This window comes from Litoribacter ruber (assembly GCF_018449405.1).
Classification (GTDB): Bacteria; Bacteroidota; Bacteroidia; order Cytophagales; family Cyclobacteriaceae; genus Litoribacter; species Litoribacter ruber.
Genome location: NZ_JAHCMY010000002.1, coordinates 170,062 through 193,017, shown reverse-complemented (window position 1 = coordinate 193,017; position 22,956 = coordinate 170,062). Strand labels below are relative to the sequence as shown.

General features: G+C 41.9%; 18 protein-coding genes and 1 tRNA gene. 9 read left to right on the top strand and 10 right to left on the bottom strand.

The annotated features are described in order from the left end of the window. The first annotated feature begins 164 nt into the window (after window positions 1-164). The 4 genes from KI659_RS05590 to KI659_RS05575 all read left to right on the top strand — a co-directional run bounded on the left by KI659_RS05590 (window position 165) and on the right by KI659_RS05575 (window position 2,724). A tRNA-Val gene (locus KI659_RS05590) sits at window positions 165-239 on the top strand. A gap of 79 nt (window positions 240-318) precedes the next feature. Further along, window positions 319-846 (top strand): hypothetical protein, encoded by a 528-nt coding sequence (locus KI659_RS05585; RefSeq protein WP_213944377.1) that lies wholly within the window; start codon window positions 319-321, stop codon window positions 844-846. Window positions 847-1,000: 154 nt separating this feature from the next. Further along, the gene (locus tag KI659_RS05580) at window positions 1,001-2,146 is read left to right on the top strand and encodes an ATP-binding protein (RefSeq protein WP_213944376.1); all 1,146 of its coding nucleotides are present in this window, start codon (window positions 1,001-1,003) and stop codon (window positions 2,144-2,146) included. Then, window positions 2,143-2,724, top strand: a complete 582-nt coding sequence (locus KI659_RS05575) for a DNA-3-methyladenine glycosylase I (protein ID WP_213944375.1) — start codon at window positions 2,143-2,145, stop codon at window positions 2,722-2,724. The genes KI659_RS05580 and KI659_RS05575 overlap by 4 nt, the downstream gene beginning before the upstream one ends. A 20-nt stretch (window positions 2,725-2,744) precedes the next feature. On the opposite strand, the gene KI659_RS05570 is transcribed toward KI659_RS05575, so the two are convergent. Continuing rightward, a complete protein-coding gene (locus KI659_RS05570) occupies window positions 2,745-4,406 on the bottom strand; it encodes an amidase (RefSeq protein ID WP_213944374.1) in 1,662 nt (553 codons plus the stop codon). Window positions 4,407-4,563: 157 nt separating this feature from the next. Here KI659_RS05570 and KI659_RS05565 point away from each other — a divergent pair, with 157 nt between their 5' ends. Further along, a complete protein-coding gene (locus tag KI659_RS05565; protein WP_213944373.1) occupies window positions 4,564-5,001 on the top strand; it encodes a hypothetical protein in 438 nt (145 codons plus the stop codon). 332 nt (window positions 5,002-5,333) lie between these two features. Here KI659_RS05565 and KI659_RS05560 read toward each other — a convergent pair whose 3' ends face one another. From KI659_RS05560 to KI659_RS05550, 3 genes are all read right to left on the bottom strand, one after another. After that, window positions 5,334-5,759, bottom strand: a complete 426-nt coding sequence (locus KI659_RS05560; RefSeq protein ID WP_213944372.1) for a hypothetical protein — start codon at window positions 5,757-5,759, stop codon at window positions 5,334-5,336. Between the two features lie 1,384 nt (window positions 5,760-7,143). Continuing rightward, entirely contained in the window at window positions 7,144-7,455 is a 312-nt protein-coding gene (locus KI659_RS05555; protein WP_213944371.1) for a hypothetical protein, read from the bottom strand. 24 nt (window positions 7,456-7,479) lie between these two features. Then, window positions 7,480-7,794: a hypothetical protein gene (locus KI659_RS05550; protein WP_213944370.1), complete on the bottom strand. Its 315-nt coding sequence runs from the start codon at window positions 7,792-7,794 to the stop codon at window positions 7,480-7,482. Window positions 7,795-8,069: 275 nt separating this feature from the next. On the opposite strand from KI659_RS05550, the gene polA reads away from it, so the two are divergent. The 4 genes from polA to KI659_RS05530 all read left to right on the top strand — a co-directional run bounded on the left by polA (window position 8,070) and on the right by KI659_RS05530 (window position 13,529). Beyond that, window positions 8,070-10,874 (top strand): DNA polymerase I, encoded by a 2,805-nt coding sequence (polA, locus tag KI659_RS05545; RefSeq protein ID WP_213944369.1) that lies wholly within the window; start codon window positions 8,070-8,072, stop codon window positions 10,872-10,874. Between the two features lie 425 nt (window positions 10,875-11,299). Continuing rightward, a complete protein-coding gene (radA, locus tag KI659_RS05540; RefSeq protein ID WP_213944368.1) occupies window positions 11,300-12,673 on the top strand; it encodes a DNA repair protein RadA in 1,374 nt (457 codons plus the stop codon). A gap of 195 nt (window positions 12,674-12,868) precedes the next feature. Next, window positions 12,869-13,099, top strand: a complete 231-nt coding sequence (locus KI659_RS05535; protein WP_143959345.1) for a hypothetical protein — start codon at window positions 12,869-12,871, stop codon at window positions 13,097-13,099. Between the two features lie 7 nt (window positions 13,100-13,106). Further along, the gene (locus KI659_RS05530) at window positions 13,107-13,529 is read left to right on the top strand and encodes a secondary thiamine-phosphate synthase enzyme YjbQ (protein ID WP_213944367.1); all 423 of its coding nucleotides are present in this window, start codon (window positions 13,107-13,109) and stop codon (window positions 13,527-13,529) included. A gap of 113 nt (window positions 13,530-13,642) precedes the next feature. On the opposite strand, the gene KI659_RS05525 is transcribed toward KI659_RS05530, so the two are convergent. The 6 genes from KI659_RS05525 to KI659_RS05500 form a co-directional block, all read right to left on the bottom strand. Further along, window positions 13,643-14,224, bottom strand: a complete 582-nt coding sequence (locus KI659_RS05525) for a hypothetical protein (RefSeq protein WP_213944366.1) — start codon at window positions 14,222-14,224, stop codon at window positions 13,643-13,645. Window positions 14,225-14,295: 71 nt separating this feature from the next. After that, window positions 14,296-14,643, bottom strand: coding sequence for a hypothetical protein (locus KI659_RS05520; protein WP_213944365.1), 348 nt, complete (start codon window positions 14,641-14,643; stop codon window positions 14,296-14,298). A gap of 66 nt (window positions 14,644-14,709) precedes the next feature. Then, window positions 14,710-15,747 (bottom strand): DUF4249 family protein, encoded by a 1,038-nt coding sequence (locus tag KI659_RS05515; protein WP_213944364.1) that lies wholly within the window; start codon window positions 15,745-15,747, stop codon window positions 14,710-14,712. A gap of 40 nt (window positions 15,748-15,787) precedes the next feature. Further along, window positions 15,788-17,296, bottom strand: coding sequence for a RagB/SusD family nutrient uptake outer membrane protein (locus KI659_RS05510; RefSeq protein ID WP_213944363.1), 1,509 nt, complete (start codon window positions 17,294-17,296; stop codon window positions 15,788-15,790). A gap of 19 nt (window positions 17,297-17,315) precedes the next feature. Then, window positions 17,316-20,408: a SusC/RagA family TonB-linked outer membrane protein gene (locus KI659_RS05505; RefSeq protein ID WP_213944362.1), complete on the bottom strand. Its 3,093-nt coding sequence runs from the start codon at window positions 20,406-20,408 to the stop codon at window positions 17,316-17,318. 1,030 nt (window positions 20,409-21,438) lie between these two features. Next, window positions 21,439-22,953, bottom strand: a complete 1,515-nt coding sequence (locus tag KI659_RS05500) for a RagB/SusD family nutrient uptake outer membrane protein (protein WP_213944361.1) — start codon at window positions 22,951-22,953, stop codon at window positions 21,439-21,441. Window positions 22,954-22,956: the final 3 nt, after the last annotated feature.

Here is a 22,956-nt window from a genome sequence, read left to right as displayed (position 1 = left end):
ATACCTTCGAACTTCGGTCTCCCGTGTTACCAGCTAATTTTACTTGATACGTTTTGCAAGCCATTCAATTTTTGTGGAACTTCTTTTAAACCCTGACTGCCGTCAGACAGGTTTGTGTCCCCGCCGTGGCGGGTGCCCCATTTGCCACCGTATTCCATCTTCCAGGGTCCTTAGCTCAGTTGGTTTAGAGCGCTGCTTTGACAGAGCAGAGGTCATCGGTTCGAATCCGTTAGGACCCACACTTTTACTTTTTAGGCTAAGGTCTTGAATAGCTGGAATTTTATACTAATTTTATAGTATGTATCTGCAACACATATTATGAAATCTTGCATAAAAATACTCTTCATTATCCTCTTGATGAGTCTGGCCTACGGTAGCCATGCCCAAAAATTCCGAAATAGCATTTATGGTGAAGTCTTAGGCAATGGACTTTTCTATTCCATCAATTATGAACGCAATATATTAGCCACGGAAAAGGTGTTTTTGAGCCCATCAGTTGGCCTTTCCAGTGTGGGTAGAAATGCAACCGGCATACCTGTCATGATCTTGGCCTATTTTGGAGGAGGCAATAGTTCATTAGAGACTGGGTTGGGGTACACGGGCTTTTATAGGGAAGAGGATTTTTTAAATTTTATGGTTCCAGACAAACGAACTTATTTTGAGCATTATTCCACGGCTCGGTTGGGCTACCGCTATGAAAGCCCCAAAGGTTTTTTATTTAAAGTAGCTTTCACGCCACTATATCGATTTAATACAACTTACCCCTTTCACGAAGTATACGCCCCCGACGGCCCAGCACCAAGATTTATACCTTCAGGAGGTATAGGTTTTGGTAAAAGCTTTTGACAAACGCAGGAAATATCCATGAAAATAGAAACTTTGGCTTACGATTTTCATGGATAAAAAATAATTTTACCATGAAAATCGAAAGTTGGACTTACGATTTTCATGGATAATTTTGTATCTTTACCATGAAAATCGAAAGTCAAACAGCTTTGTCATGGTTAAAGATCGTGCTATTTTTCCGCTCCTCGAGGAGTTTTTGAGTATTTTCCCTGCCGTTGGCATTTTAGGACCGAGGCAAGTGGGGAAAACTACGCTCGTCAAAAACCTTAACCTTGATCGAGAAGCTTTTTATATCGACTTGGAAAAAGCGAGCGACAGGCTTAAGCTATCGGATCCGGAATTGTTTTTGAAAACTCACCAGGATAAAACTGTGATCCTCGATGAAATCCAGTTTATGCCCGAACTCTTTGCCGAATTGAGGAGCTTAATTGACGAAAACCGGGTGCCGGCAAGGTTTATCCTGTTGGGGTCTGCCTCCCCCGATCTTATCAGAAACAGTGGAGATTCTCTGGCTGGTAGGATTGGGTACCTTGAGTTGCCGCCATTTACCGTACAGGAAGTGGACCAAATGGATACCTTGTGGCTGAGGGGAGGTTTTCCACTTTCGTTCTTGGCAAGCTCGGAAAGGGTCAGTTTGATTTGGAGAGAAAACTTCATTAAAACTTACATCGAAAGAGACCTGGGGATGCTCGGCTTGAACACTGATCCTCGGCAGGTGGAGAAATTCTGGATGATTTTGGCCCATGCCCAGGGAAGTATATGGAATGGAGACGGGATATCAAGAGCGCTCGGTCTAACGCGGCCGACCGTAAATAGATACTTGGAGTTTCTGGAAGGCTCGTTTATGATTCGGGTACTGCAGCCTTACCACGATAATATTAAAAAGCGTTTAGTAAAAAGCCCAAAGGTTTATATCCGGGATTCCGGTATCTTGCATGCCCTTGCCGGCATCAAAGCCTTGGAGGAATTGCAGACCAAAATGCTGGTCGGGGCTTCATGGGAAGGTTTTGTGATTGAACAAATCATCAACTGCCTCGGTGATGCCTACCAATACTTCTATTACAGAACCCACCAAGGTTCTGAGTGCGATTTGATACTGGTAAAATCCGGGAAAGTAATGGTTGCAGTGGAAATCAAAAACTCCCTGGCTCCCAAAATCACGAAAGGATTCCGAATCAGCATGGAGGATATGCAGGCTGCAGAAGGCGTGGTAATCTACAGGGGAGGGGATGATTTCCCCATCGACCAAAACATCAACGTGATGGGACTGAAAAGCTTTATCCAAAAATATACGCCATGAGCAAAAACAGATGTCCTTGGTGTTTGGGGTTTGAAGAATATATCCGCTACCATGATGAAGAGTGGGGCGTGCCGGTATATGAGGACCGGGTTCACTTTGAGTTTCTGGTCCTCGAATCGGCCCAAGCCGGACTGAGCTGGTCCACCATCCTCAAAAAACGTGAAGGCTACAGGAAAGCCTTTGCGGATTTTGACTATCAAAAAGTGGCGGAATTCTCTGATGAGCATGTGGATAACTTGATAAAAAATCCAGAAATCATCCGAAACAGCCTGAAAATCAAGGCAGCCGTAAACAACGCCAAGCGTTTTATGGAAGTCCAGGATGAGCACGGTTCCTTTTCCAATTACATTTGGGGCTTTGTCGACAACCAAGTTATCCACAATTCCTGGCCATCATTGGCGGAGGTGCCTGCCACTAGCAAGGAGTCCGACGCCTTGGCAAAAGACATGAAAAAGCGGGGATTCAAATTTCTGGGCTCCACCATTCTCTATGCCCACATGCAGGCCACGGGCTTAATCAATGATCATTTGGTGGATTGCTTTAGGTTTGAGCAATTAAAAAAGCCTGGAAGAAAATAATCCTTGCAGGCTTTTTCGATTTAATTTTCAATGAAAAGTGGCGGTCTTTTTTCTTCCCACTCCGTCTTTTCCTGATAAGCCTTCCCCAGCATTATCAGCTTTTCCTCATCAAAAAGATTCGCTAAAAATGTGATGGAAGTAGGGCTTCCGTTTTCCCCGAAACCATTTGGCATACATAAAGCCGGATGCCCAGTTAGGTTAGTTATCAGCAGCTGATTGCCTCCGTAGGTGGGCGTCACAATAACATCATACTCGCTAAAAAGATCATGGATTTCATCGATTAATATGGCCCGTTGCCTACTGGCCTGGATATATTCCACAGCAGGAATAAATCGCGCTGCCCTAAATAGGTTAGGCCAGGCATTCTTGTGTTGGGCCACCAGTAAATCATCTTTACCACTCCTTGTAAGCTCATCAAATGCTGCAGCCCCCTCCGCCATAAGCATTATACTCATCCCTGATGGATCAACGCTTGTCTGCAGTTCAACAGGATGAAGCTCCAAACCCAGCTCTCTCAGATCTTCCAAAACCCGCTTGTCATTTTCATGGGCCTTTTCAAAAAACTTCTCGAAATAACCAATCTTCAGATCCTTGACAGATTTGGCAGCATCATAATTAAATGCAGCTTGAATAGTACTCCGGTCTTTTTCATCCTTTCCATTAATTGCTGCCAATACGATAGCATTATCCTCAGCCGTTCTTCCAATTGGCCCGACTTTGTCCATAGTCCAGGACAAAGCCATGGCGCCATGCCTGCTCACCCTGCCGAAAGTGGGACGAAGGCCTGTAACTCCGTTCCGAGTAGAGGGCGAAACGATTGACCCAAGCGTCTCTGTTCCGATGGCGTAAGGAATCAAGCCCGCACTTACCGCAGATGCTGAGCCAGCTGATGAACCACTCGCACCTTGCTCTAAATTCCACGGGTTTTTGGTAACCCCACCATACCAGACATCACCCATTGCCAAAGCCCCCAAGGTGAATTTTGCAAGAAGCACCCCTCCTGCCTCGTCCAACTTTTCCACTACGGTGGCCGTCTCATCGATTTCCTGATCCTTGAAAGGTGTGGCGCCCCAGGTTGTTTTAGTCCCTTTGACTGCAAACAAATCCTTGATCCCGTAAGGAATCCCGTGTAAGGGACCTCTATAATTTCCCGCTTGAATTTCCCTATCCATCTCCCTTGCCCGCTCCAGAGCCTCGTCTTCCATCAAAGTTATCAACAATTGAAGCGTATCCCCATGTGTTTTAAGCCTTTCCAAAAAGATTGAAGTCAATTTTTCGGAAGTAATATCCCCATTTTTGACCCATGTGGATAAAGTGCTGACCGGAGTAAAAGCTATGTCTATTTCATTGATTTCCAATACACTTTTGCGTCCAAAATTCCAATCTAAGGCTTGCTGGTCAATAGACGGGGAAAAATCCTTGGGCAAGGGGTTGAATGCCATTACAGGTGCCACCTCATTAGGCAGGGTGTATTTTCTTAAGGCCTCATAGCTTTGGAGTTGCCGCTCGAGATTGCCTATCATGCTGTCTTTTTCGGCAGGGCTGAAAGACATCCCTAAAATATGTTCGGCGTGGGAAATGGTCTCAGTGGAAATTTTCTCGTAATTTTTCCCCAGCATAAAACCCAATCCCAAGAAACCAACACCTCCGACACATACCATGGTAATCACTTTATTCTTCATCGTTTAATTTTTAGATTTACACATAATCCACAGCCCAAGGACACAACTTTTCTAGATACTTTGTAATTTGCGCTTTCTCGGAATTACCGGAATAAATATAGTATAAATAACCTAAAAAAGATCCCGCTAATTTTCGGGATCGATACCTTAAACCTTTATGAATCAAGCCCCTTTTCCCCAATATAGCATGACCATGCGTGGTATAGTATTAATTACAGGAATGTATACGGTCGCTTGGGGTGCATTTTTTAAATGGTTTGGAGAGGCACTCACTGGCTGGCTTGCCATGAATCCAGGTCAGGATGTGGGGCTGGGCACCAATTTATATGGAAGTGTGGGCCTGATTGTAGGTACGCTGATCTTCCTTTCCGGCTTCTACCCTATCAACTGGAAATGGCTGACATTAATCGGCATCGCTGGAAAGGCCATCATGGCCATCTGGTTCGCCGTAGTCTTCATGGACACCCTAGGCTGGAACAAACGCACCGGTTTTCACCTATTTTTTAATGAACTGATCTGGATTGTGCCATTGACGTTATCTTTTCTAAAGGCTAGGAGGGTTGAGAGCTATATGAGGAAAAGTGATTTGTACTAGGTACTATGTACTATGTACTAAGTAATTTCACAGCATCAGAGGTTTTTGGGGCATTTTGGACGGAGAAATGTAATAATCCACAGCACTATTTCTCGCCGCCCTCCTTCAGAGCTGCGCTCTTCAGATGGGGCATCAGTGAAACGTGAACATACTTCATTATTCATATTTCATTATTCATAATTCATAATTCATAATTATAAAAGCGTGGCTGAATTATAAACTACCTCGTGCAATTCCCTTGTGCCCTTTGTGGCAAATTTTTTACAGTATAAAAAAATTCCCTGAACCAAAATGGCTCAGGGAATTCCTCTTCATTTCACTAGCAACGCGAATTATCTTCCACCTCTACCGGATCTTACTGTACCGCCACCAGTACTTCTTGTACTCCTGGCTGGCGCTGCAGTCCTGGTTTGGGTTCTAGGAGCGGCTTGTCTAACATTACTGTTAGTCCTGGTATTTACTCTGGCATTACCCTGTCTTTGGTTTTGGGTAGCCTGAACTCTTCTGGCTTCTCTCCTAGCGTTATTTTTTGGGGCAACTTGTCGATTACTCTGACGGTTGTTACGGTTATTAATAATTACAGGTCTTCTATCGACAATCACAGTATTTCTATAAACTCCCGGGTGGCCGTAAAAATACATATCATCATAATATCCATATCCTACTCCACCACCGCCCGCAATTCGGGCTGAACCTGTACATGAGGTCATCAAAACTGCTCCAAATACTGCGACTAATATATATATCAACTTCTTCATGGCTTCCTCCTTTTTAGTTGGTTTGTACCCATAGTAACGAGAATATTAGGCCAGAGATGTCGGATTGTCAAGCTTTTAACACCCTTTAAGACCAATCCTTTCTCGTTAACAGAATTAAACAAATATAATTTTGAATTTTCATTCTAAAACCAATCATTAACATAAAATCATCCAATATTCAAAACCATCAAAATCAGCTTTATTTGCCGATTAAATAACATAAAAGGGAGATAAATTCCACAAATTGGGGAATATCTAGAACCATTTAGATAAAATATAAGATTTTTTTAACTTGTTGGAATTTCAGTATTTCGTATTTTTAAATGGGTACAAAGTACCAGGTACCAAGTATTTCTAGGACAGTGCTTATTTTACACCATTTTGGGGTGGAAATGCATTTCCGTTTTATGGTCCCCGTCTCTGCCCCCCAGCCCCCTAAAGGGGGAATTTTACTCACGTTAGGAATGTATGTTAGTCCCCCCTTTAGAGTGATCTCTACGATACTATGTTGTCGCTTTGTTTCCGCGAAGTGGCCCTTGTGCAACTTCTTTTAAACTTCGTGTACTTTGTGGCCCCTTATTTCTGCGAAGAAGCCGTGGTAGTCCCTTTTTTAACCCGTTGGGATAATTGCATGTGTTATGCAACTTATCCGCAACACAGATGCAACACATTTGGGACGCCTTTTAACCGTCGCAGGTCAGTTGCATGAGCGTAGCGGGTGCGTTGCATGGGCGAAGCAAATATCCCGGAAGGTAAAGAAAATGTATCTATTGGTTATCAAATGATATTCCGCCCCATACTCCATTCCTAATTCCTAATTTCCCATTTGAATTAAGAATTAATAATTAGGAATTATTAATGAACCGCAGCAAACTCATACTCCATTCCTAATTTCCCATTAGAATTAAGAATTAATAATTAGGAATTATTAATGAACCGCAGCAAACTCATACTCCATTCCTAATTTCCCATTAGAATTAAGAATTAATAATTAGGAATTATTAATGAACCGCAGCAAACTCATTCTCCATTCCTAATTCCTCATTTCCAATTTGAATTAAGAATTAATAATTAGGAATTATTAATGAACCGCAGCAAACTCATACTCCATTCCTAATTTCCCATTAGAATTAAGAATTAATAATTAGGTATTATTAATGAACCGCAGCAAACTCATACTCCATTCCTAATTTCCCATTAGAATTAAGAATTAATAATTAGGAATTATTAATGAACCGCAGCAATCTCATTCTCCATTCCTAATTTCTCATTTCTTATTTCTCATTAATATCCCGTGCCCTTTCTGGCCAATTAACCGTGTATAACCAAAAAAACCGCCCAATTCCTTGGGCGGCTTCATTCCTATCATAACTTTCAGAAAATATTAGGCAAATATCAAGATCAAAATCAAGATCAGGATGATCGCACCGACAGAGATATATACCCCTCCGGCAAGTTGCTTAGCTTCTTTGTTAAGCTCTTTTAATTCCTTTTTGACCTCCTTTTTCTCAGCCTTGGACATATCCGAAAAATCCATTGCCTTGATCTCATCCACGCGGTTTTCGATTTCCGTCATCCTTTCTTTCTCCTCAGCAGTCAATTCGAGTTTTTCCTTCTCTTTCTTGTCTGCTGCCATAGCTGGAGCAAAGGCAGTGAACAACATCATCAGCGATAATAAATATGCTATTTTTTTCATAAGTATATTGGTTATAAGTGGTTATTAGGTCAATAGAATCAATAACAATAAGATAATGATAATGGCACCCACAGAAATGTAAACACCGCCAGAAAGCTGCTTGGCCTCTTTGTTCATTTCCTTCAACTCTTTCCTCACATCCTTACGCTCTTCTTTGGACATATCAGCGAAATCCATCGCTTTGATTTCCTCTACTCTGTTTTCAATTTCAACAAGCCTTTCTTTCTCTGCCGCAGTCATTTCCTTCTTCTCTTTATCCTTAGTAGGAGCACCCACAGCAGCTGGCACAAATGCCGTCATCAAAAACAATACTGATAAAAAATATGCTATCTTTTTCATGGTGATTAGGTTTTTTATAATTATAAAATGCAGAAAATACATTGTTTATTTATATTTAGGGATAGTTTCAATAATCAGACCATTTCCATAATCGGCTAAAATATTTTTGATGAAATTCTAAAATTATTTCACAACCCGTTCATTTTCAATAAATCAATCAGGTAAATTTATTTCCCCACTCCCCACCGGCGATAATTATCATATCCCCCTGCAATACAATTCCCCTTTCCTTTTCGTAAATTAGCCCACCTATCACCAATCCGAAAAAAACCAATATGTCTCAAAAAGGCGGTAAGAAATTATTTCTGCTGGATGCCATGGCCCTTATCTATAGAGCCCATTTTGCCTTCAGCAAAAACCCCAGAATCAATTCAAAAGGACTCAATACCGGCATCATGCTTGGATTCACCAACACCTTGCTGGAAGTGATCGAAAAGGAAAAGCCAACTCATATCGCGGTAGCCTTTGACACCAAGGCCCCTACCTTCCGCCATGAGCAGTTTGAGGCATATAAAGCCAATCGGCTCGAGCAGCCGGAGGATATTGAGGTAGGCATCCCTTGGGTGAAGGAAATCGTGCAGGGTTTTAATATCCCTGTGTTGGAGCTGGATGGCTATGAGGCGGATGATATCATCGGCACAATTGCCAAAAAAGCCGAATACAAAAGTTTTGAGGTGTATATGATGACTCCTGACAAGGATTACGGCCAGCTTGTCGAGGACCATATATTTCTATATAAGCCTTCCTTTATGGGCAATTCGGTGGAAATACTGGGCCCCAAAGAGGTGTGCGAAAAATGGGATATCGAAAACCCCGACCAGGTGCGGGATATCTTGGGCCTTATGGGCGACAGTGTGGATAACATCCCGGGAATCCCCGGAATAGGTGCAAAAACAGCCACCAAGCTCCTTAAACTCTACGGAACCCTTGAGGAATTGCTCAATAATACGGACCAACTCAAGGGCAAGCAAAAGGAAAACGTAATCAATTTTGGCAAGCAAGGCCTGCTTTCCAAGGAACTGGCAACCATTAATCAGGAAGTACCCATTGAATTTAATCCGAAAGATTATACTTATGATGGGCCGAATGAGGAAAAGCTAAAAGCTCTCTTTGCGGAACTGGAATTCAGAACACTTAGCAAAAGGGTGTTTGGGGAGGGCCTGAAGAAACCTCAGATCAACGTAAATGAACAATTGGGCCTTTTCACTGGCCAGGATGAGCCCAAAGAAGAGGAAAAAGAAAGTGCACCGGTAACGCCAAAGCTCATCCAAACCCTCGAAACTACCGCACACAGCTACCATTTGATCCAAACGGAAGAAGAAATCAAGGAGCTTCTGCCTTATCTGGAGGCGCAGGAAGAGCTGTGTTTTGACACAGAGACCACCTCACTGAATCCAAATGCTGCGGAACTGGTAGGGATATCTTTTGCCTATGTGAGCCTTGAGGCTTTTTTCATAGCCTTGCCGGCAGATCAGGAGAAAGCGAAGGCCTTATTGGAGCTGCTAAGACCAATATTTGAGAATGAAAAAATCACCAAGATCGGTCAGAACGTCAAATATGACCTTCTTGTGCTTAAAAATTACGGCCTGGAGCTTAGAGGGCCTATCTATGATACCATGTTGGCCCATTACCTCATCGACCCGGAAGGCAGGCATTCCATGGATTGGCTGGCCGAACTGTATTTAAATTATAAGCCTGTTTCGATCACCACACTTATCGGAAAGAAGGGCAAAAACCAGGGGAACATGCGCGATGTGGATGCTAATCTAATCGCGGATTATGCGGCAGAGGATGCGGATATTACTTTGCAGCTAAAGCATGTCCTAGATCCCAAGATCAAGGAAAACCAACTCGAAAAGCTCCTCTATGACGTGGAAGTCCCTTTGATCAAGGTGTTGGCGGCAATGGAATTTGAGGGCATCCGAATAGATACCGAGAGCTTGGCCGAGCTATCCAAAGAACTCGAGCAGGAGAGCAAAACAATTGAGCAAAAGGTGTACGAAATAGCCGGAGAGCAATTCAACCTTTCTTCTCCCAAGCAGCTTGGTGAAATACTGTTCAACAAAATGAACCTTGATCCTAAAGCCAAAAAAACCAAGACGGGCCAGTATGCCACCGGAGAGGAGGTTTTAAGCAAACTTGCCAACGAACACGAAATAGCACAGGCAATCTTGGATTACAGACAGCTGGTGAAGCTTAAGTCCACCTATGTGGATGCCTTGCCTGCTCTAATCAACGAGAAAACCGGCAGAATACATACTTCCTATAACCAGACCGTAACGGCCACAGGACGTCTTTCATCCACGAACCCCAATTTGCAAAACATCCCTATCCGTACGGAAAGGGGGCGTGAAATCCGTAAGGCTTTTGTACCAAGAGATGAAAACTATGTGATTTTGGCGGCTGATTATTCCCAAATTGAATTGAGAATCATGGCTTCCTTTGCCAAGGACGAATCGATGATAGAGGCCTTCAGATTGGGCAGGGATATCCACGCCACCACGGCTGCCAAGATCTTCAAGGTGCCCTTGGAGGAGGTGACTTCAGATATGCGGAGAAAAGCCAAAACAGCCAACTTTGGAATTATCTATGGGATCTCAGCATTTGGCCTGAGCCAGCGCCTCAATATTCCGCGCGGAGAGGCGAGTGATATTATTAAGGCATACTTTGAAGAGTTTCCGGCCGTCAAAAAATACATGGATGCCAGTATTGAAAAAGCCCACAAGCATGAATATGTGGAAACAATCCTGGGCAGAAGGCGCTACTTGAGAGATATCAACAGTAGAAACGCCACCATGAGAAGCTTTGCCGAGAGAAATGCCATCAATGCCCCCATACAGGGAAGCGCCGCGGATATGATCAAAGTGGCCATGGTTCAGGTGCACAACTGGATGCAGGAAAACAACCTCAAATCCAAAATGCTCCTGCAGGTACACGATGAACTTGTATTTGATGCCCATAAAGACGAAGTGGATTTGCTCAAAAAACACATTCCCGAACTCATGGCCAACGCCATCACCATCGAAGTCCCGCTGGTAGTAGAAACTGGGACTGGGAAGGATTGGCTGGAAGCGCATTGATTGATGTACTAGGTACTAGGTACTAAGTACATCGGAGGACCACCGCTTCTATATGCCACTTGAAAGGTTCACCCAGCGAAATCGCTGAAACGAGACCTCTCCACTCCGCAAAAGCTACAGTCGAGGTAACGAAAAAGAGCGTCAAAGCTCTGTGAAACTCAGTGACCAATCTAACTGGCTATTCTATTAAAAATAAAAACTTTGTGCGACTTCGTGACTAACTTTGTGCCCTTTGTGACCATTTATATTTTCGTTTCACATCCCCCCTGCCCCCTTTAAAGGGGGAGTTGATCCCGATGTGACCATTTAAAACATTGTCCGACTTCGTGCCTAACTTTGTGCGACTTCATGACCACTTTAATTCATAAAAAACTTTGTGCGACTTCGTGCCAAACTTTGTGTGACTTTGTGACCATTTATAAATTATGGCTAAAACTAAAACAACCTTTTTCTGTCAAAATTGCGGTGCTCAGTCCCCTAAGTGGGTGGGGAAATGCCCGGCCTGCGGGGAGTGGAACACCTATGTGGAAGAAGTTATCCACAAAGACGACAACCCTCGTGGCAACTGGAAACAGGAACCCACCAAGCTGAAAAGGGCCACTACCCCCAAAAAGCTCCACGAAGTCAATTTTGAGGCACAACCCAGGCTCATCACCGATGACAATGAACTCAATCGGGTACTTGGCGGCGGCATTGTGCCGGGTAGCTTGATACTCATAGGCGGTGAACCGGGAATAGGGAAGTCAACCCTCATGCTCCAAATAGCCCTTACCCTCACCCAACAGAAAATCCTTTACGTTTCCGGTGAGGAAAGTGAATCGCAGATAAAGATGAGAGCCGACAGGATGCCATTCAAGTCAGAAAACTGCTTTGTGCTCTCAGAAACAAACACCCAACAGATTTTCCAGCAAGTGGAAGCGCTAAAACCCGAATTGCTGGTGATTGATTCTATACAGACCTTATACAGTAGTCATGTGGAGTCGGCTGCAGGTTCGGTGAGCCAGGTAAGGGAGTGTACGGGGGAATTGATGAAATTTGCTAAGGAAACAGGCACTCCGGTCTTTCTGGTGGGGCATATCACTAAAGATGGCAGCATTGCGGGGCCAAAGGTGTTGGAGCATATGGTGGATACCGTGCTTCAGTTTGAGGGCGACAGGCACATGTCTTACCGGATTTTGCGCACCTCCAAAAACCGCTTTGGCTCCACCCATGAGCTGGGGATTTATGAAATGCGCGCAGAAGGCCTCAGAGAAATTTCCAACCCCTCAGAGATCCTGATATCCCAACGTGAAGAACAACTCAATGGGGTAGCCATTGGCGCCATGCTGGAGGGAAACAGGCCATTGCTGATAGAAATACAGTCCCTGGTCAGCCCTGCTACCTACGGCACTCCCCAAAGGAGCAGCACGGGTCACGATTCCAAAAGGCTGAACATGTTATTGGCTGTACTGGAAAAACGTGGGGGAATGCGCCTTGGCCAGCAGGATGTCTTCCTCAACGTGGCAGGCGGCCTCAAAGTCGACGACCCGGCCTTAGACCTTGCCGTGTGCGCCTCCCTCATCTCAAGCTATGAGGACAACCCCATTAGCCACGAAATCTGCTTTGCCGGTGAAGTTGGCCTCGGAGGCGAGATCCGCGCGGTAAACCGCATGGAAAGCCGCATTTCAGAAGCCGCCAAACTTGGGTTTAAAAAGATCGTGGTATCAAAATATGCAATCAAGGGGGTGGATTTGAGCAAGTTTGACATCAAGGTAGTGGCAGTGAGTAAACTAGAGGAGATGTATCAGGAGATAGTTTAAGGCTTATCATCCCTGCGGGATTGTTTATGGGTTATGGTTTAAGGTTTATGGTTTAAAGCTTAAGGATTATGGTTCATTAACTTTAAACTTTAAACCTTAAACTATACTTAGTACATAGTACAATTTTCAAAAACATTCCCTCTGAATTACAGGTTATTATCTTATCCATTTATTAACCCAAGTAACACAATAGCCATGGATATAGCCGCAAGAAAACTAACCATAGTACAGAGATTACTCGAAATCGATGATGAAGAAATTATCCACAACCTCGAGGACCTGCTTAACAACCTGCTGAGTCCATTGGATCCGTATAGCCCCAAAGAGATCAAGCGGGTGGCAGAAGAGGTGGAGAGATTATGCAAGAAGGGGGAATGGTTTACCACTCAGGAAATCTTAAACTATCTGACCCTTAAGAACAAGTAACCTACTGATGAAATTTTATCAAGAAACCTTAACCCTACCCTCTTATTCAAGAGGGTTTCATCTTATTACGGAGCAAATTGTTAATAACTTCAAGGAAATCAGGAATATTGAACAGGGAATGCTCCAAATCTTCCTTAAACACACCTCTGCGGGGTTAACCATAAATGAAAATGCGGACCCGGATGTGCGAAAAGATTTCGAAACCTTCATCCGGGACCTCATCCCCGATACTTACCCACACTTTATCCACACCGCAGAAGGGCCGGACGACATGCCCGCCCATATCAAAACCGCCTTCTTCGGCAACACCCTCACCATCCCCATCACCCAGGGCAAACTCAACCTCGGCACTTGGCAGGGAATCTACCTCTGTGAGTTCCGTAACCGGGGAGGTAATAGGAAGCTGGTGATGAGTGCGTATGGTAAATAAATTAAGAATTGAAAATTATGAATTAGGAATGCAATTTACCTCTCATTCCTAATTCTTAATTCCTAATTCCTAATTCCTAATTCTTAATTCCTAATTCTTAATTCTTAATTCATTCACTCATGTCCCCAAGGAGCATCCGGCGTTTCCACCTCAGTAGTCAAATCAAATTTAACAGAGAAATGGCTGTCGCGTTCTACTCTTCTGAGGTTGTAGCTGAAGTTTTCCTCGTCAAGAGTCACCCACCATACATTTGAAGAAGCGTAAGGGATCAGATCCGTGGTTTCCTGATCAGCAGGAAAGAACTGCATCTTACCGTTTCCGGTGCTTGTGCTGGTACCGCCGTACATGGTTACCCTGTCAGGACTGCCATCTTCATGACGGTGATCATGCTTCAATTCGATCGTTCCATCCTCCATTTTGGTGAAAACCCAGGTTCTGGACCTATCATCACCAACAAAGAAAGGAACCTTGATCACATTGTCCCCGCACTCCCTTACGTGCATCACCAGTTTCTTACCCGCAAAGGTATCATTGGTAGCCTCAGAGGCCAATTCCCCTTCATAAGCCTTCCCACAATGGGCCTTCAGGTTCTCCCAAAAGATCTCCGATCCAGGAGTTCTAGGCTCCTGCTGATTATCCTGTGCAAACACCTGCACCGTAGCCATCATCAGAATGGCAAGAATTAATTTTTTCATAAATAAATAAATAAACAAGTAGAGCAACAAAATTTGTTACTCTACTTGTTTTTATAAAACGTTCTCTAAATCTATCTAGAGGGTTGTATTCCAAATGAATATGTACCTTGAAAAATTGAGACACTTCCTCCTAATAAAAAATTCCCACCAGGAAATTCACTATGAATTGTATAACTATTAATTGCACGAGCTTCACCTTCATAATAAGCTATAATGCTCGTCACATTAACAGTTTCGGTAGCTACATTATAGGTTCCTTCTACCCATATCTCAACCTCTCCCGTCTCCCAATCAAAAAATCTTTGATTAAAGGAAGTATTTAAAACTTCAGTTTCAGTAGAATCAATCGATTTTCCTACCTTTGCTTCAGAAATAAATCCTGAAGCCATAATCGCAAAAATAATTAGTAAGTGTTTCATGATATATTAGTTAAAATGATTAATAATAAATTCAATACAACTATAATTTAATTAATATCAAAAATTTTAATGAAAAACTGCCGGCATTTCTAGTGAGGCCTCAGGATAATAATCAGTACAAGATTCACGTACATCTGGAAATTCCTCAAAATAATAGTCTAATAGGGGGTTTTCGCTAAATATTTCATTTCTATCGATTACAAATGAATAACTAGAATGATTAGCAATTATGAAATTTCCTAGAATATCTTCTCCAGATTCTGAAAAACTCTCCCATTCACCATTAATTTTAAAAGGCATTGGGTCAAAAATTGTACCTGACATAGTCTGTTGTTTATATATTTGTGCAAGATAATCACCATCAGTCTCATTCAAACCTATAACATCAAAATGAACGTAGTGTCTTGCAAGACGACCCATAGTAATTTCTGCAACTGAAAATAGATTATTATTAGGAGAATTTTTCAATATATTTAGCTTACCGGTTATATCAGAAACTGGATTATAACATGTACACGTGCAAAACTCGTTGATAGATACGGTAAAAACTTCCTCGATCCCAGAACTTTTAGAGTAAATATAAGGGATATCGGAAAGACTGTTATTAATTTGAAGATCAACCTGCAGAAAAATTTGATCAAAATTTGTGAATTGACCATTCCCGGAAGGTCTAAACAAATTTTTTGTTGTAAAATCTATTTCATATCCTTCTATTATAGGTTTCCCAGCCGCTTTTTTCCATTTCGAACTTATTTCATCTCCATTACTAAGCCTAATATAATATCTATATGTTTCAGAGGAATTGAATTGAAAGTCATCATTCAACAAAAAAGAATGTTTAGCAGAATCATAGGCTAAGTAATAGTTAGAGTTTTCAGTTAACCCTTGCAATGTGACAAAGTCTACTTCAGCAAGATTTGATGAAACATTAAAGTCACCTGACTGAAATGGTACTGAATAAAAAACCTTAACATAACTATAATCCTCACTATTTGAAAGCCAGGCATCTATTACAAGTTTTGGCTCAGATTGAGGGTTTGTCAAAGAAACCTCATCTATACAACCTGTAAGTAAAAAAAATACAATTAAAATATAATATCTCATAAAAAAAAGGCGGTATTACCCGCCTTTTTAAATTTATAAATTAATAACCTGGATTTTGCTGTCCAGCTAATACAGGATTATTTACTACTTCTTGCAATGGAATTGGCCAGATAAACAAGTTGCTGCTATATGGAAGTGAATGGTCCAAAGAAATATCAGCATCAGGTGCATAGAAATCAATTGAAGTAATTGATCTTGAAGGAGCTTTGGCTGGAATTCCATCCATGTCCCCTCTTCCTGATAGTCTGTGGATATCATACCAGTATGCACCCTCAGCTAGAAGCTCTACTCTTTTTTCATTCCAAATGGCCTGCAAAATTCCATCAGACAAATCTCCAGCAGTTAATGATGCTGCTCCCTCTGGAATAGCTCTATCTCTTACAGAGTTTAACAATTCTAAAGCTTGTCCTTCATCACCCAGTCTAGCATGAGCTTCGGCTGCTATAAGAACAATCTCAGCATATCTAATCAATGGTGTTGGATTGCCCCTATTGATGTAATCATCATATTTTGAGGTAAAAATCCCAATATCAGAGCTAGAAGTTAATTCTGTTCTTCTTGCGTCTCCCTCCAACCAGAATGGAGCATTCCAAATCACAGGACTGATTTTAACGAGTCCTCTACCACCTTCAGCCGGATTACCATACATTGCTGGCAATGCACCATTTACCCCCGGATTGGACTCAGCAGTATTATTTAAAGAGAAAATACTTTCAGTATTACCATCCGGTGATCTAAATGGTACTTCAGGTGAAGGAGCCAAAGCATAACCTAACTTTCCATATTCCTCCAATACTCCTGCCCAGTCATCCTGATGTAGTTTAACTTTAGCTTTAAAAGCAATTGCAGCACCTCTTGAAGCTCTAAATGGACCTATATCTCCACCTAATTCTTCAGCTTCATCCAAATCGGCTAATACTCGTGCATAAACACCAGCAACTGTACCTCTATCAATTTGCTCCGCCTCAGATACTAAATCTGTATTATTCACTGCGAAATCTCTATACGGAATACCTAATGAGCTAGGATCATCTGAATAAGGTCTACTGAAGTTTATAACCAAATCCCAATGAGAGAAAGCTCTCAAAAATAGCATTTCAGCTCTATAGCTATCATATGCACCTTGATCGATCACACCATTTGCCAATGCTTCTTGTAAGCCTTCCAAGACAACATTAATCCTATTAATCAATCTGTATGTACCAATCCATTGGCCTTCATTGTTTGCGGTAGTTGGTGACCAGCCATTGATATATGTAACTTCATAAAACAATTGATCATTATACATGTCTCCGCCACGCATATCACCTTGCTGAATTGATGCCGCACCAAATGGGTAACCTCTATCAATAGCACCTAAATACCAACCACGTTGAGCTGCATCATATACGCCAAGGATATTACCCTGTACTTTCCCAGCATCGGAGAATGCCTCCTCCTCAGGAACTAGCGTAACCGGGGACTGATCTGTTACATCACAAGCAGAAAATGCAAGTAATGAAGCACAAAAGGCGGTTATTTTTAAACTATTTTTTATGTTCATTTTCATTGTTTTTCAAAATTATGGGTTAAAAACCTACATTAACACCAAAGGAATATGTTCTGATAATTGGAGCAGAATTCCAATCAATTCCAAACTGCGTTTGAGTTCCAGGGAATGTATTCAATTCTGGATCAATACCTGTATAGCTAGTAAAAATTAGAGGATTCTGTACTTGAGCAAAGAATCTTGCAGTTCTAATGTTTCCATTGAATGCTGTACTCAACCAGTCAGCTGGAACTCTATAGCCCAATACAATATTTTGAACTCTAAGGAAATCACCTTTCTCTACAAATCTACTACTTGCCGCACCAGTCGCCCACATATTGGCATCCTGTCCAGAGTAAAGCTTTGGAACATCCGTAACTTGGCCACTTTCAGTCCATCTATTCATGATTTCCGCATGATTATTTGAGAAACCTTGACCTAATTGCCCTCTACGTGTCTCATTCAGAATATAGTTTCCTCCTGAGAATCTGAAGAATATTTCGGCATCAAAATTACCCATCACAAACTGATTAGACCATCCGCCTGTCCATCTTGGTAAGGTATTTCCCAATAATTGAAGATCTCCACCACCTAGGGCAGAAGCTCCCTGACTTACATCACTTGGATTATTCTCATCGAATTGTCTCCATCCCGTATCACCTTGTTGAAGGTTGAATTGAGCTAAAGATCCATCTCCTTTAACATAAATTGGGTTACCATTGGCAGAATTCACTCCATACCACTCATATCCATATAATTGGCCAATTGGACCACCTACTTCTGTTCTATTATAAGTAGAAGTAATTGGATTAATTAGGTTTGTAACCTCATTATGCAACCAAGTGATGTTGAAATCAGTATTCCAGGAGAAATTATTTCTCTCAATAATTCCAGCCATAACTCTCAATTCTACACCTTGGTTTACCATAGAACCAACATTCTCAAAAATCGCATTACCTGGAACCCCTAATGATGATGCAGTAATTCTTTGTAATACTAGATCCTGAATGTCATTTCTGAAATAATCTGCTGCAATCGTTACATTACCTACAGTCATATCCAAACCAAGATTCAATTTTCTTGAGGTTTCCCACTGAAGATTATTATTTGCTAATTGTGCAAAACCAATACCTGCTCCAAGGCCAGATAATGCTGCAGAATAACCTCCTACATATGGGAAGAATCCGATTTCAGTATTTCCAACTTCAGCATAAGAAGCTCTCAATTTTAAATCAGAAATCAAAGCACTATTGAAGAAGTTTTCATCTGATAATCTCCATCCCACAGAACCACCTACGAAAGTACCTCTTCTGTTATCGATTGGGAGTGCTGAAATACCATCATTTCTTACTGAAGCTGAAAGCAAATATTTTCCTGCATAGCTATAGTTAACTCTACCGAAATAAGAATCAAATCCTTGCTCAAACATATCTCCACCTATCTGCTGAACTCCGGCAGAACCCGATACAATATTACGTTGCTGAAAGAATACATCTGCGATTTGAGTAGCAGTAGCTGAGAAAAAGCTTTGATTAGTATACTGGTATTCTGTACCAACTGTAACATTTAATGAATGATCATCAGCCAAAATGGCCTGATAATTCAACGTATTTTGTTGATTCCATCTATAAACAGGTCTAAAAGCTTGTAACATCAAACCAGCATTTCCTCTACCATCACCATGTCTTGAATCCCATGATAGAAATTCATCAGGTAATGTTAAATCCGCACCAAATTGAGTTCTAAAGGTCAGGTTATCTACAATATCCCACTCACCATATACATTTCCAAGTACCCTAGCAGTTCTACCTCTATATTGATTATTGGCTAAAACAAAAGCAATGTTTGGAATATTATTATCAATAACACCTAGGTTATTTCCACTTCCCAATGCTGCACCATTTGGCGTAGTATTAAATCCATCGTATCCCACGTTTTCAGCATCGAAAATTGGAACGTTTGGAAATGCTCTTGTTGCATTATAAGTAGCTCCAGACAATGAGTTTTGCCCATTGTTCAATGAATGAATCTCTGTCATAGAGAAACTCATGTTAGTACCCATTCTCAATCTATCAGAAATACTATGATCAACATTACCTCTGAATGAATACCTTTTCAAATCATTTGCTCTGATATACCCTTCTTGATCTGTGTAACCCACAGAGAAAAAGTATTTAGTAGCATCTGAACCACCTCTAATAGACAAATTGTGTTGCTGTACAAATCCTTTTCTGAAAATATAATCTTGCCAATCAGTGTTTACTCCTGGTTGTGCCAAATCAGATAAACCAGCATTTCTTCTTTTTTCATTTGCAATTTCTACAAACTGATCTCCATTAAGCAAGTCAAATCTACTTACTTCCTCATTGAAACCAATACTCGAATTGTAATCAACTTGAGCTTGACCAGAAATACCTTTCTTGGTGGTAATCAATATTACACCGTTTGCAGCTCTTGAACCAAAAATGGCGGTAGCAGATCCATCTTTAAGTACTTCAAATGACTCGATATCTGCAGGATTGATTTGAGCTAGAGGGTTACTTGGAAAGTTTGCCGCTCTATCTGCATTAACTACAGGAACTCCATCAATCACAATTAATGGACTTGCATCAGATGTAATTGAGTTTACACCTCTGATTCTGATTACTGGAGCCTGACCTAGTACCCCACCAGGTGTTGTAACATTTACACCTGGAGCTCTACCAGCAAGCTGCTGATCAAAGGAAGGCGTTACCAAGTTTTCAATCGCTCTATTATCGATTGAAGAAACTGAACCTGTCAACTCTCGTCTCTCTTGGGTACCATACCCTACGACTACTACCTCACCCAATGTTTTAACATCCGGCTCTAACAATACATCTACAGTTGATTGATTCCCAACTGCAACTTCTCTAGTTAAAAAGCCTACAAAACTAAAAACTAGTGTGTTTGCATCGGCAGGTACTTCAATGGTATAAGAACCATCTAAGTCAGTGATAGCACCGACAGTAGTACCTTTCACCCTTACATTCACGCCCGGCACACCCTCCGGTTCTTCCGCGGACGTGACAGTACCTGTCACGGTCCTGCTTTGTGCCATTACAGATACCACTGTAATAAAGGCAAGCACAAAGCTGAGTAAAATTTTCTTCATGTGTCTTTGATTAAGGTTTATTAACAATTCATTTGGTACAATGATAAACGCATTTAAACAAAAAACCAAAACAAGATATAATACCCTTAATTTAGCCACCTAATTAAATTCCGATTTAAGGACGTTTAACGGGTTTTTAACAGATATTAAGAGATCTTTAGAGTTAAGAAATACATGAAAAAACATTAAATGGTATTATTATAATTTTTTTTTACCTTATAAAACGACAACAAATTAAAAATATAAGGATTCCTTTACCCTTGTTAATCCTATTAGGTAAATTATTATTACGGAAATAAACCGCTAAAGCTTATATTATTTTATTATTAAGAAACTATCTCCCAGATATCAGGAGATTATTCTAAAAAACTCATCATGCCGACTTCTTAAAAATGGGAAAAAATACCGAGATGGATGGCATTGAAAAAACTTTCTATTAATTCACACTTTTTTTAAAAAATCAGCCTGTGCCGTTAATACTCTCAAAAATGGGAGTTTCCATGGCAATAGATCCTTTTATCAAATACTTCCACTATTAAAGATGATTTCATCCAAATTCCCTGATTTGGCAAATGGAAACTCCACCATATTTCCTTCCCCTCAATTCCCCATTCCCCACACCAAAAACGTTCCCTATCTACCTGTCACCCGACATTTAACTTTTTAATTATTAACAATCTAAAAAATCAAGTACAACTGATTTACAGTACTTTAACAAAAAAACCTGCTAGGTGTCATGCTTAGCAGGTTGATGGTCCACAGCCCACAGACGATAATCCATAGATCATAGGAATTTAGGGTAATATATGGGTACTATGTACTAAGTATTTTTAGGTCTGGGGCTAACCTTTAGCTCTTTTACCCAATCGATAGTTATACCCTGACTGCCGTCAGACGAGTTTTGTTCCCTTAGTGACCCATTTGAATTAATAATTAGGAATTAGGAATTAGGAATTAAATGAGCCGTGGCAGTCCATTTTTCATACCTAATTCCTAATTTCCCATTCCTTCATCCTTCGTACTCCACACTTTAATATCCCGGGTTTTGCTGTCCGGCTAACAGAGGGTTATTTACAATCTCCTGTAACGGAATAGGCCATACAAACAGGTGACTGCTATAAGGTACGCTATGGTCCAAGGTGATACTGGCTCCCGGCTCATACTGTTCAATCGAGCTTATCGACCTTGAGGCAGCCTTGGGAGGTATGCCTGGCAGTTCGCCCATACCGGATAGGCGATGAATATCATACCACCAGAGCCCCTCGGCCAAAAACTCCACACGCTTTTCGTTCCAGATTCCCTGGATAACGCCATCAGGCAAAGCACCCGCATCATAGGAGGGAGTCCCTTCCGGAGTGGAGCGGTCTCTCACAGAGTTTAACAGGGTAAGCGCAGTAGCCTCATCTCCCAGTCGGGCATGGGCTTCAGCGGTATTCAGTACCACTTCAGCATACCGGATCAAAGGGGCAGGATCATCCCTGTTGATATAGCCCGTGTATTTTCCAGTATAATAACCATCCGGACTGCTGGTTGTCAGTTCAGTTCTCCTTAAATCTTCCTCCAGCCAAAATGGCTCATTCCATATCAGCGGGCTGATTTTCACCAATCCTCTTCCGCCCAAGGCCGGGTTACCGTACATGGCAGGCAAGGCCCCATTCACACCCGGGTTGGATTCAGCCGTATTGTTCAATGAAAATATGCTTTCCGGATTGCCGTCAGGGCTATCAAAGGGAGCCATAGGCGTAGCCGCCAATTCAAAATTGGTCAACTTGGCTGCCTCTTCCAGCACGCCGGCCCAATCAAGCTGATGCAATTTTACCCGGGTTTTAAACGCAATGGCAGCAGAACGGGATGCCCTGAAAGGTATTCCAGCTTCAGTGCCTAGCTGCTCCGCTTCATCCAGGTCCTGTAAGATACGGGTATATACCTCTTCCACGGTGCCCCGACCCACATCGGCAGCTTGATCCAGCCTTTCTGTATTACTTATAGGAATATCCCGATAGGGCACTCCCAAATTTCCACTCGGATTGTCCGCATAGGGCCTGGCAAAATCCGTCACCAATTGCCAATGGGAAAAGGCACGCAGAAACAGCATTTCAGCACGGTAGCTGTCATGCTCCTCCTGATCTATCACACCGTTGGCTAAGGCGGTTTGAAGTCCTTCCAACACTACGTTGATCCGGTTGATTAACCTATAAGTGCCTATCCACATGCCTTCTTGATTGGCTGTGGAGGGCGTCCAACCCCCTATATAAGTAATCTCATAGAAAAGTTGGTCATTGTACATATCACCACTTCGCATATCTCCTTGCTGAATGGAAGCAGCTCCAAACGGATATCCTCGATCTGGAGCCCCCAGGTAAAAACCCCTTTGGGCAGCATCATAAACACCGAGGATATTCCCCAGCACTTTTCCCGCATCCGCAAACGCTTCCTCTTCCGGCACCAAGGTTACAGGCGATTGATCCGTCACATCACAGGACCCAAACAGCAATAGGGCGGATATGGCGGCAGTTAATATATTTCTTTGCTTTATGATTTTCATAAC

Excerpts from the sequence above, each read along its gene's own strand:
- KI659_RS05585 (WP_213944377.1), top strand. The coding sequence starts at position 319 with ATGAAATCTTGCATAAAAATACTCTTCATTATCCTCTTGATGAGTCTG.
- KI659_RS05580 (WP_213944376.1), top strand. The coding sequence starts at position 1,001 with ATGGTTAAAGATCGTGCTATTTTTCCGCTCCTCGAGGAGTTTTTGAGT.
- KI659_RS05575 (WP_213944375.1), top strand. The coding sequence starts at position 2,143 with ATGAGCAAAAACAGATGTCCTTGGTGTTTGGGGTTTGAAGAATATATC.
- KI659_RS05570 (WP_213944374.1), bottom strand. The coding sequence starts at position 4,406 with ATGAAGAATAAAGTGATTACCATGGTATGTGTCGGAGGTGTTGGTTTC.
- KI659_RS05565 (WP_213944373.1), top strand. The coding sequence starts at position 4,564 with ATGAATCAAGCCCCTTTTCCCCAATATAGCATGACCATGCGTGGTATA.
- KI659_RS05560 (WP_213944372.1), bottom strand. The coding sequence starts at position 5,759 with ATGAAGAAGTTGATATATATATTAGTCGCAGTATTTGGAGCAGTTTTG.
- KI659_RS05555 (WP_213944371.1), bottom strand. The coding sequence starts at position 7,455 with ATGAAAAAAATAGCATATTTATTATCGCTGATGATGTTGTTCACTGCC.
- KI659_RS05550 (WP_213944370.1), bottom strand. The coding sequence starts at position 7,794 with ATGAAAAAGATAGCATATTTTTTATCAGTATTGTTTTTGATGACGGCA.
- polA (WP_213944369.1), top strand. The coding sequence starts at position 8,070 with ATGTCTCAAAAAGGCGGTAAGAAATTATTTCTGCTGGATGCCATGGCC.
- radA (WP_213944368.1), top strand. The coding sequence starts at position 11,300 with ATGGCTAAAACTAAAACAACCTTTTTCTGTCAAAATTGCGGTGCTCAG.
- KI659_RS05535 (WP_143959345.1), top strand. The coding sequence starts at position 12,869 with ATGGATATAGCCGCAAGAAAACTAACCATAGTACAGAGATTACTCGAA.
- KI659_RS05530 (WP_213944367.1), top strand. The coding sequence starts at position 13,107 with ATGAAATTTTATCAAGAAACCTTAACCCTACCCTCTTATTCAAGAGGG.
- KI659_RS05525 (WP_213944366.1), bottom strand. The coding sequence starts at position 14,224 with ATGAAAAAATTAATTCTTGCCATTCTGATGATGGCTACGGTGCAGGTG.
- KI659_RS05520 (WP_213944365.1), bottom strand. The coding sequence starts at position 14,643 with ATGAAACACTTACTAATTATTTTTGCGATTATGGCTTCAGGATTTATT.
- KI659_RS05515 (WP_213944364.1), bottom strand. The coding sequence starts at position 15,747 with ATGAGATATTATATTTTAATTGTATTTTTTTTACTTACAGGTTGTATA.
- KI659_RS05510 (WP_213944363.1), bottom strand. The coding sequence starts at position 17,296 with ATGAAAATGAACATAAAAAATAGTTTAAAAATAACCGCCTTTTGTGCT.
- KI659_RS05505 (WP_213944362.1), bottom strand. The coding sequence starts at position 20,408 with ATGAAGAAAATTTTACTCAGCTTTGTGCTTGCCTTTATTACAGTGGTA.
- KI659_RS05500 (WP_213944361.1), bottom strand. The coding sequence starts at position 22,953 with ATGAAAATCATAAAGCAAAGAAATATATTAACTGCCGCCATATCCGCC.